Origin of the sequence: Kribbella sp. VKM Ac-2568 (assembly GCF_004345365.1) — a bacterium.
Lineage (GTDB): Bacteria > Actinomycetota > Actinomycetes > Propionibacteriales > Kribbellaceae > Kribbella > Kribbella orskensis.
On sequence record NZ_SLVF01000022.1, the window covers coordinates 96914 to 107224 of the forward strand.

The window sequence follows — 10311 nt, forward strand, 5'->3', positions numbered from 1 at the left end:
CGAGTTGTCAGTGGAGGACTGCCACGGGCCGCATCCGCGCGACAGGCATGACCAGGCCGTTGCGGACGAGGACGTCGAGGGCGGCGTCGACACCGCGATCGTCGAAGTGGAACGCGTCGGTCGGAGCGCCGTCGTCGTAGCGATAGCGGCGCGTTCTGCGGCCGAGCGGGTCGTTGGCGGAGATGCCCCGGGTGACGAGATCCTTGACGACGGTGCCGGCGCCGTGGCACGCGGAGTACAGGCTGGCCGCCGCCTTGTCCCCGGCCACCGCGAGGTAGCTGGAGGTGCGGTGCGTGCCGGGGAGCAGCACGGCCTGGCCGGTTTCCGCGAAGGTTGTGCCGGGCGTCATCATGCCGGCGGGGAAGGCTCGGCAGGAGTTGTGCCGGTGGATTACGGCCGTCGAGTGACCGACGGGTTCCTCGTAGATGCTGTTGTGGGGCGAGTCGACGACGAGACGCCCGGTGGCAGCGCCGAAGGTCTCGGCCGCGATCTTCCGGAGCGCGGCGTACGTCGCAGTGCGGAAGGCGAAGCCGTAGTTCATCGCGGCCGCGGTAGCCAGCATCAGGCGCTGACCTTCGTCGCTGGCGAGCTCGAGCGGAGTACAGCCGTCGGTGAAGTAGAGGTTCAACCGGGCCTTGAGCTGCGCGAAGGACTTGGCCGACCGCAGGTGGAACCACGGCTTGAGCGCCGCGTTCACCGCCTTGATCTGTCGCGGGTAGTCCTTGCGACGGAAGAACAGCCGGCCGATCTCGCCGGTGAGGACGCCGCCACCACCGTGGTACTGGATGGTCAGCTGACCCTCGGTCACACCGAGCTTCGCCGCCCGCTCCGGGTCGAGGATCTCCTCGACCCGCTGGAGCTCGACGAAGTGGTTCGACGGACCGACGGTGCCGAACCGGTAGCGGGCCAGCTGGAAGGCGACGCCGGGCAGCTCGGACTGCAGCCGATCGATGCCGCCGTAGCGCTCGAGCTCGAGCCGCCCGCCCTCTTCGATCCGCTCCAGGTCGTCGGCGGGTGCGCCCCACCGGTCGACGCTGAACTCCGACCCGTCCTTGACCGCCCTGACCACCTCCGAGCGGGACAGCTCCCGGGTGCCCTGCGTGGGATAGGGGTAACGCTCCCGGACGGCCCGGATGAAGGTGTCTATCGCCCGGTCGTCCGGAACCTCGGAGTCGACGGCGATCAACGCCATCCCGCAGTTCACCGACGAGCTGGTCAGGTCGGGGCGGATGGTGCCGGTGGTCGCGACGGCGACGCTGGACGGCAGCTCCATCTTGGACTTGTGGTGGAAGTCGGGTAGCACAACCGGTGGGGCGGCCAGGTCCGCGCCCTCGATCCGATGACTCAGCACCGATACCGTGGTGGGGTCAACCGGCAGGAGGCTGGTGTCGTCGAAGACCGTCGGGGTGTGCGTGACGGTGGCATCGAGGACGCGGACGCTCAGTGGTGGCCTTGCCTCAATGGTCATCTCTTCTCGCAGTCGTCGCAGGTGGTCGCTGGTGGATGCGGTGCTCAGAAGTCGTCCGGATACGGCGCACCCGCGGCGACCGCGGACATCAGGCCTGGAGCCGGCGTGTACTCGGGGACGAGCCGGCGCAGGTGCCGGAACACCTCGTCGGGCCGGTTGTGCGAGGCGGCGTCGTACAGCTCGTGCAGGCCGGCCCGGAAGCCGGGGACAGCAGGGGGCGGCCGCGTCATCGAGATCCGCGGGTGATCCGTCGGCAATGCTTCCTCTTCGCAGCCGAACAGCTCCTCGGTGAGCTTCTCGCCCGGACGCAGACCCGTGTACCTGAACCTCACGTCGCGGATGTTGAGCAGGTTCGCGAAGTTGCGGACAAGGTCGACGATCCGGACCGGCACACCCATGTCGAGCACGTACGTCGATGAGCCGTCGGCCATCCGGGCTGCTTCGAGGACCAGCCCGACGGCCTCCTCGATGGTCATGAAGAAGCGGTTCACCTCCGGGTGGGTGACAGTCACCTCGGAGCCGCTGGCGAGCTGGTCGCGGACCACGTGCAGGAGCGAGCCACGGCTGCCGAGCACGTTGCCGAACCGGACCGCCGTCAGCACGGTGTCCGACCCGTGGTGCGCCTCCAGCACCAGCTCGGCCAGCCGTTTGGTTGCCCCCAGCACCGAGGCAGGGTTGGCCGCCTTGTCGGTGGAGATCAGCACGAACCGCTCGACGTCGTACGCGATCGCGGCCTCGACCAGGTTCTCGGTGCCGCGGACGTTCGACTTCACGCCTTCGCAGGGATGGCGTTCAAGGACGGGCAGGTGCTTCAGCGCCGCCGCGTGGAAGACGATCTGCGGACGGTGGTCGCGGAACAGTTGGTGGATCCGCTCGCCGTCGCGGATGTCGGCGACGACGGTGCTCTCGGTGTCGAGCAACGCCTCGCCCCACAGCTCGAGCTGAGTCCGATGCAGATTGGACTCGTCGTGGTCGAGCATGATGAGTTCGGCGGGCCCGAAGCCGTAGACCTGGCGGCACAGCTCGCTGCCGATCGAGCCGCCGGCGCCGGTGATCAGGACCCGCTTGCCCGCGACCGCTTCGGCCGCGCCGCGGCTGACCACGTGCATCTCGGGTCGGCCGATCAGCGGGCCCACCTGAAGTGCGCGCATGTCCGTCCCCGCGATCTGGCGCTGCAGAGCCGAGAGGAAGGGCGGCAGGTGCAGCACTGTGACGCCCTGCGCGGCGGCTCGCAGCCCGAGCTTCTTCACCTCGTGAGATGGCATCGAAGGAATGGCGACCACGACGACGTCGATACGGTTGCGTTCCAGCACCTCCTCGAGATCCGCCAGCGTTCCCAGCACCCGGCGTCCCCCGAACCGCCGGCCCTGTTTCGCGTCATCGTCGTCGAGGAAGCCCACCGGATCCAGTCCGAACGAGCTGACCCGGTGCAGGTCACGGGCCAGGGCGAGGCCGGCCTCACCGGCCCCGACCACGATGGTCCGCAGCAGGTTCTTCTCGTCTTGCCGTAGCAGCACAGGCTGACTCATTCCGCTCCCTTTCTGGAGAACCGCCGATGCGTGGCGTCTGCCAACGCCGCGCATACGGCATAGATCTGGCCGTCGGTCAGCCGGGGATGGATCGGCAGCGACAGCAGTTGGTCGAACAGCGTCTCCGCCCCGGTCATCCCGCCCGGCGGGATCGACGCGATCTGGCCGAAGTACGTGAGCTGGTGGACCGGGATGAAGTGCACCGACGTGCCGATGTCTCGCCCAGCGAGCTCGGCGATCACCTCGTCCCGCTCAATGCCCGGTGCCAGTCGGATCGGGTACAGATGCCAGGCGTGCGTGCCGGCCTCGAGTTCGGGACGGTGGGGGAGCCCGATGCCGGGCTGGGAAGCCAGCAGGTCGTCGTACCGTGCGGCGATCTGCGCCCGGCGGCGTTGCCAGGCCGGCAGGTGAGCGAGTTGCGCACGTCCCATCGCCGCCTGGATGTCGGTCATGTTCGCTTTCAGGCCCGCCTCGGCGACGTCGTAGCGCCAGCCGCCGCCGGGCAGGTAGCGACGCCAGGCATCGGCGGTCATTCCGTGCAAACGGGCCCGACGCAACCATCCGGCCCGCTCGGGGTCGTCGGTGGAGACCATGCCACCCTCGCCGAGCGGCAGGTTTTTCGTTGCGTAGAAGGAGAAACAGGTCGCTGCGCACTCCGACCCGATCGGTGTCGACCCGGCATACGTACCGATCGCGTGGGCCGCATCGACGACGACCTGATCAAGCGTCAGTCCCGCCGCATCGGCCAGAGCCGGCACGTCCGCGAGATCACCGGCCCAGTGCACGATCGTCATCGCCGCCGGCTGCCCGAAAGCCCGCACGGCCTCCCGCACCGTGGCGGGCGTCGGCATGCCGGTGACCGCGTCCACATCGACGAGAACCGGGTGCAGACCGGCGTGCACGATCGCCTGGACAGCGCCACAGAACGTCATCGTCGAGGTGAGGACCAGGGCTCCACGCGGCAGTCCGAACGATCGCAGCGCGAGCTCGATCCCGTGTGTGCACGAAGAGACGGCCACCGCCTGCTCCGCGCCGACGTACCTCGCGAACTCGGTTTCGAAGGCGGCCACCTCCTTGCCGGTGGTCACCCAGCCGGACCGCAGTACGCGCATCACCGCCGCCTGCGCCTCGGCCGAGATATAACAGTCCGCGAACGGCACCGCGATGTCTTCGGCCGATACGGCGCGTGGCACAGCGTTGATTCGGGTTGTCATCCCGTTGTCCCCTCAGAGCCCCTGTAATGACCCCGACGCTACGGGCTGTGAGCGTGCCTCGCGCCCGACGAGGAGGTGAGAACGCCTACGTCAATAGGACGATCCGGGCCCGCCGGCAGCTCAGAGATCGTCGATTTCGTCGATGCCTTTCACGCCGTGTGACCGGGCGAAGGCGACCAGCGCCAGGGCCGAGTGCTGGTCCGATCGGCGGAGCAGACTCTGCACGTGGGTGCGGACGGTGTTCATCGACACGAACAGCTGCTGTGCCACCTCGGCCCTGGTCATCCCGGACACCAGGCAGCGCAGGACTTCGAGCTCGCGCGGGGTCAGATCGGCGACGAAGCCGGCCGCCTGGTCGCGTCCGCGCAGCTCGGCCAGCAGGTGCGTCAGCACCGGTCGGAGTGTCGGGGGCGCGAGGTACATCTGACCGTCGAGTACCTGCCAGACGGCCGCCCGGAGCGTCTCCAGCTGGGTGGTCTTCGACAGCCAACCCCTCGCGCCGCACTCGAGTGCCTTCACGATCAGGCGCGGCTCGCTGCTTCCCGACAACACCAGCGCGGCCGGGGCGTCCTCCCGATGGGCAAGCTCGCACAGCAGTTCCAAACCGGATTCGTCAGCCAGGACCAGGTCCAGGAGCACGAGATCGGGTGGATCCGCGGCCAGCAGTGCGCGCGCCGTCTCCAGCGTCGCGGCGTGGTTGACCCGGCTGATCCCGCCGTCTGTGAGCAGTGCGTCGGCCAGCACGTCCGCGAACACCCGATGATCGTCGACGAGCAGAATGACCGCTCCCGAGTCGCAGGCCATCATCCCTGCATACCTTCGGTGCTCGACAGAGTTGCCACGTCGACCAGTCCCGCGGCTGCGGCGGCACGGGCGACCTTGCCCCGGCCATGGACGCCGAGCTTCCGCAGCACCTGCTGTACATGGGTGCGGATCGTGTGGCGGCTGACGCCGAGCTGATCAGCCATCATCTGGGTCGAATGTCCTCGCACGACGAGCCGGAGTACCTCGAGCTCCCGGCTCGTCAACGCGTCGACCACACCCTGGTGCAGTCGTCGCTCGGCCTGCTGCCAGCCCTCGGACACCCGGTCGCCGGCGGCAACTCGGTCGATCGTCGCCATCAGCACCGGGAAGGCACAGGACTTGTTGACGACGCCTTGAAGGAGCCCTCGTTCGTGGGCTTCCCAGACACCTTCCTGGCACGAGTCGGTCAGCAGCACGACAGCCGGCCTGGGTTCGAGTTCAGCCAGGTGCTCAGCCACCTCGACAGCGGATGGGGAGCCGGTCGTGATGTCCAGGACGCAGACCTCGGGCCGGATGTCGGCCGCTTGGTCCAGGAGTACAGACGGTTCATCGGTAGTCAGCACCGTCTGGTGGCCGTGCTGGGCAAGAGCTGCGGCCAGGACGGAGACGAACAACCATTGCTCGTCGCAAACGGCGAGCCTCATGCCGGCCTCACCATCCGCCGGGGAGCAGGCAGGCAAAGCCGGACCGTGGTGCCAACCCCTGGGCCGCTGGAGATCTCCACCCGGCCCTGGCAGGCGCGGACAGCGGCGGCGACGACCTGCAGGCCATGACCCGTGCCCGGAGTGATCCCGCCGAAGCCGGCGCCGTCATCGACGACCTCGACCGTGGCGACCTCGGCGTCGACGTCGACTCTGGCTGTCACGATGCCGTCGGGTCCGGCGGCACGGCAGGCGTTGTCGAGCATGTTGCCGACCGCGCGCCGCAGCAGTGCCTGTTCGCCGTGGACGAGTACCTGGCTCGATCGCGGGATGGTGATCCGGCCCCGATGGGTGAGGCGCACGACGTCGGCGCACTCGGACACGAGCCGGGTCAGATTGACCGCGCCGGCGCCCTGGCTGCGGTCGAACTCCGCGGCGAGCATCTCGGCGATCGCGGTGAACTGCTGGTGGATCAAGGTCAACCGCGTCTGCCCGGCTTCCTGCCCTGGCCTGGGCTCGGACAGCAGGAGACCTGCGGCGACATACTGTCGCAGGTCGTGACACAGCCTCATCAGCTGATCCGGACCGGTGTCCGCGGACCCCTCTCCGACGAATGGTTCCGACGCACTGACAGCACTCACCTGGGACCACCCCCCTCAGAGTCGTCACCGAGCGAACCGCCCCCGCGGTTCCGTGCTGCCCAAGCCCGCCGACCTCGGCTACCGACGGTGATGCCGCCACTGCCGCCTCGATGAGCCCCCAAGGACACACGTCCCGGTCTCAGGGCTCCAGTAGATGCGTTTCCCCGCCTGAAACAAGCGACTATCGCCCAGCCGTCATGATGCGGTCATCTTTTCGTCATCTACCGTCCACCCCCGCTACGGAGTAAGAATTTCACGGATCGTGACGTCCGATCAGGGGAGGTACTCGTACCCGCCGAGGTCGTCATACGGGCGTGGCCCCTCGGCGAAGGTGTTCGGCGTCGCGGGATCGTCGTAGCGCGAGTTGCCCTCGATGTCAGTCGCCTGTGCGCCACTGACGCCGGAGTCGCCACGGTCGATCGCGGCCGAGCCGGCCAGCAGCCGCAGATTCCAGCTGTCGGCCTCGACGAAGCCTGGATCGGCCTGAACTCCGTGCGCCTCCTGGTGGGTCGCCGCCTGCATCGCGGCCAGCGAGGTGTAGGTCGACCCGAATGCGTACATCTTGCCGGCCATGGTCAGCCAGACCAGGTTGTGGTCGACGACGGTGCTGGCCGGGGCGGAATCCCAGATGCCGATGTTGCCCGCCCGCCGATTGCAGGCGATGCCGTTGTAGGCCGGGTAAACAGCGTTGTCGGCGGCGATGTTGTTGATCACCTGGTAGCTGCCTGAGGTGCCCTCGACATTGATCCCGGTGGTGCAGTTGCGGTAGACGGTGTTACCGATCATCCGTCCGCCGGTGACGTTGAGGTTGTCGATGCCGTGGTCGCCGTTGTTGTAGGTGACGTTGAGCGCCGCCAGGTTGTCATTGCCCCCGGTGTAGAACTGGATCCCGGAGTCCTCGTTGTCGTGGGTGACATTGCGAAGTACGGCATTGCCCGGACTGATCACGTTGATGCCGTTCGCGTTGCGCTGGAACCCGTCGGCGTTGAAGCTCGCGGTGTTGGCGGAGACCGTGATTCCGGTCGCCCCGGAGTTGAGCACGATGCCCGTGCCGTTGTTGTGGTGCACGTAGTTACCGCTGACCGTCGACGACGTCGCGCCGCGGATGCTGATGCCGGGCGCCGTCTGGCTCTTGGCGGGGCGGCCGGCTCCGATGACCGTGTTGCCGGTGATGGTCAGGTGGTCGCCCTTCGACACATAGATGCCATCGGCAACGGTTCCGGTGAAGGTCAGCCCGGCGATGGAGAGATAGCTGCGGCTGGTCAGGTTGGCGCCGTAGTAGGTGGAGCCGATGATGGTGGGATTCCGTCCGGGCCACTCGGTGATCGTGATCGGCGCGTCCGCGGTCCCCGAGACGGCGGGCTTGATCGTCTCGGCGTAGCTGCCGTCGCCGATATAGAGGGTGAAGCCCGCGACGAGCCGGCTGACGCCCTTGCCGATCGTGCAGTACGGCGTTGTCTCGGTGCCCGGGCCGGAGTCGGAGCAGGCCACCGTCCGGTCGACGTACAGCGTCGTTGTCGCGGCTTGGGCGAGGGAGGGGATCGCCAGCAGCCCGGCCGGCAGCAGCGCCGTGGCGCACAACCCCAGACCCCTGATCAGTCTCATGTACTCACGATAGGAAACGGGACAGGATCGTTGCATCACGCAAACGACGTAGCCGCCTGCGTCCACTGGACGAGATCCGGACCGGAACCTGCCACTGCGTACGTCGTCCGAGCGTGGTTGCGGCCGACGCGGCGAGGGGGGATGCCGACGTGGGCGACAGGCACGACGCTGAGACGAACTGTGGGGGTTCGGCCCGGCGCGTCGACGTACGCAGTTGAGGCAAGGCTGCGCCATCGCACGGCGTCAGAGCAAGGAAGATGACGGCCTTGTCATCGAGTGGTCAGACGGCCCTGACGACCTGGCCGGGAGGGTGAGCTCGAACACCGCGCCGCCGAAGGGGTGGTTGCGGACCGCGAGCGTACCGCCGTGCGCAGTCGCCGTCGCGCGTGCCATCGACAGCCCCAGACCACTGCCCATCGGTCCGTTCGGCGGCATCCGGTGCCAGAAGCGGTCGAAGAGCTTGGGCAGGTCCTCGGTCGCGATTCCGGGGCCAGAGTCTGTCACGGAGACGATGCAGGTGCTGTCGAGCAGCTGGCAGCGCAGGCTGATCGTGTCGCCGTCGGTGGTGAAACGGACCGCATTCTCGACCAGGGCGTCGATGGCCAGCGCGAGCCACTCGGGATCCACTGCGACGAGACCGGTCGGCTCGTTCCTGATCCGCCACCTCCGGTCGGCGCTGGCGGACCAGTTGGTGCCCAGTCCCTCCACGAGCTCGGCGACGTCGGTCGGCTGCAGTCGTAGTGCCACTCCCGAGTCGAGCCGCGCCAGTGCGAGCAGCCGGTTCGACAGGGCCGACATCCGATCCAGCTGCTCCAGTGCGACGGTCAGATCCTGTTCCACGCCGTCCGGAATCTCGGTTGCCGCCGCCAGTTCGAGATGGCCGCGGGCGATCGTCACCGGGGTCCGGATGGCATGTGAGGCGTCACGGAAGAACTCGCGTTCCCGGTCCAGGCCGGCGAGCTGGCGCGACGCCATGTCCTTCACCTGGCGCAGGGCGGTCGCCCGGCGCTGAGCGTGCCAGACCATCACGAGGACCAAAATCGGCACCAACGGAATCTCGGCCAGCTCGGCGTGCGCGAGTGCACCCTCCGAGGCATGGGTCCACATCAGCCATCCGCTCGGTACGGTGATCGCCACCACGACCGCCAAGGTAGGCACGACGGGCCAGAGCCGGTAGCCGTAGGCCAGTGCGACGGCCACGAACATGATGTGGAACGGCGCGGCCTCATGGCCTGGCTGCGTCACCATCAGGCCCATCATCGCCACAACGAGGACGGCCAGGCCGACGTCGACCACCAGTCCGGTCCGGGGCCGCGGCACCGAGACCGCCGGAGCCGTCAGTGGCTCAGGCGCTCTGGAGCTGATAGCCGACATTGCGCACCGTCACGATGAGGTCCGGTCGCACCTTGGCGCGCAACCGGCCGATACAGACGTCGACCACGTTGGTCGCCGGGTCGAAGTCGTAGCCCCAGACCTCGGAGAGCAGCTCCTGCCGCGAGCAGACCGCGTCCGGGTTGCGCATCAGGTGCAGCAGCAACAGAAACTCCCGCTGGGACAACGCCGTCGTCTTGCCGTTGACGAGCAGTTGCCGCGCTTGCAGATTCAGCACGACGTCGCCGACCTGCAGGGTGTCCCGCCGCCTCGACCCGGCATTGTCCTGCAGCCGGTTGCGCACGCGGGCGATCAGTTCCCGGAGGGCGAACGGCTTGGCCAGGAAGTCGATCGCGCCCTGCTCGAGGCAGGCGATCCGCAGCTGGACATCGCCGGTCGCCGACAGGATGAGCACCCGTAGGCTCGGATCCTGTGCCATCAACGCGGACAGCACCGCTTCGCCGTGTACGCCCGGCATGATCAGGTCGAGCACGACCAGATCGGGGTGCTCGGTCAGCGCGAGACGGATCCCGTCGAGCCCGTTCGTCGACGTGAGTACCTGGTAGCTCTCTGTCTCCAGAGCCCGCCGGACGAATCTCACCAGGTCGGGTTCGTCGTCGATCACCAAAATCTTGGTCATCCGGGCCCCCTCTGGACGATGACCTTCGTTCTTCCCCTGTCGCCCATTCTTGCCAGGACGACGCTGCCCACAATAGGCCTGAAGTCCTTGAAAAGGTGGGGATTGCCCAACGGCGCAGGAGCGGCTCCAACGATCGGACGGCCGGTCCGTCGATCGTGAACAGCGGGTGAGCCGGCGGACACTCGGCGTCCGCTCAGCATCGCGGCCGTGAGGTCCGGGGTCATGGACATTGCGTGCTTCCAGGTCGAGGATGCAGGGAGTCATTGAGCTTTTGGGAGGGGCGGGATGGGGACGTCGAGGCGACGGGTTGTGGCGGTCGGGTGCTCGGTGGGGTTGCTGCTGGGGCCGTTGGTGGTGGCTGGTCCGGCGCGGGCGCAGGATCGGCCGGCCAGGCCGGT

The 10311-nt window shown here is 67.9% G+C and carries 10 protein-coding genes; all 10 read right to left on the reverse strand.

Annotated elements, in window-relative coordinates:
- Positions 1 to 7: 7 nt before the first annotated feature.
- Positions 8 to 1468, reverse strand: coding sequence for an RtcB family protein (locus EV648_RS40815; protein WP_132301581.1), 1461 nt, complete (start codon positions 1466 to 1468; stop codon positions 8 to 10).
- Positions 1469 to 1512: 44 nt separating this feature from the next.
- On the reverse strand, positions 1513 to 2997 hold the full coding sequence (locus EV648_RS40820; protein WP_241996099.1) for a polysaccharide biosynthesis protein: 1485 nt from the start codon (positions 2995 to 2997) through the stop codon (positions 1513 to 1515).
- On the reverse strand, positions 2994 to 4211 hold the full coding sequence (locus EV648_RS40825; RefSeq protein ID WP_132301583.1) for a DegT/DnrJ/EryC1/StrS aminotransferase family protein: 1218 nt from the start codon (positions 4209 to 4211) through the stop codon (positions 2994 to 2996). The genes EV648_RS40820 and EV648_RS40825 overlap by 4 nt, the downstream gene beginning before the upstream one ends.
- Before the next feature lie 120 nt (positions 4212 to 4331).
- Positions 4332 to 5018 (reverse strand): response regulator transcription factor, encoded by a 687-nt coding sequence (locus EV648_RS40830; protein WP_132301585.1) that lies wholly within the window; start codon positions 5016 to 5018, stop codon positions 4332 to 4334.
- The gene (locus EV648_RS40835; RefSeq protein WP_132301587.1) at positions 5015 to 5659 is read right to left on the reverse strand and encodes a response regulator transcription factor; all 645 of its coding nucleotides are present in this window, start codon (positions 5657 to 5659) and stop codon (positions 5015 to 5017) included. Before EV648_RS40835 ends, EV648_RS40830 begins: the two co-directional genes overlap by 4 nt.
- The gene (locus EV648_RS40840) at positions 5656 to 6228 is read right to left on the reverse strand and encodes a sensor histidine kinase KdpD (protein WP_132301589.1); all 573 of its coding nucleotides are present in this window, start codon (positions 6226 to 6228) and stop codon (positions 5656 to 5658) included. The genes EV648_RS40835 and EV648_RS40840 overlap by 4 nt, the downstream gene beginning before the upstream one ends.
- Before the next feature lie 147 nt (positions 6229 to 6375).
- Entirely contained in the window at positions 6376 to 6474 is a 99-nt protein-coding gene (locus EV648_RS45490) for a hypothetical protein (protein WP_158294213.1), read from the reverse strand.
- A gap of 96 nt (positions 6475 to 6570) precedes the next feature.
- Complete coding sequence (locus tag EV648_RS40850; RefSeq protein WP_158294214.1) at positions 6571 to 7902, reverse strand: right-handed parallel beta-helix repeat-containing protein; 1332 nt, start codon at positions 7900 to 7902, stop codon at positions 6571 to 6573.
- Positions 7903 to 8145: 243 nt separating this feature from the next.
- Positions 8146 to 9276, reverse strand: coding sequence for a HAMP domain-containing sensor histidine kinase (locus tag EV648_RS40855; RefSeq protein ID WP_132301593.1), 1131 nt, complete (start codon positions 9274 to 9276; stop codon positions 8146 to 8148).
- Positions 9248 to 9913 (reverse strand): response regulator transcription factor, encoded by a 666-nt coding sequence (locus EV648_RS40860; RefSeq protein ID WP_132301595.1) that lies wholly within the window; start codon positions 9911 to 9913, stop codon positions 9248 to 9250. The genes EV648_RS40855 and EV648_RS40860 overlap by 29 nt, the downstream gene beginning before the upstream one ends.
- Positions 9914 to 10311: the final 398 nt, after the last annotated feature.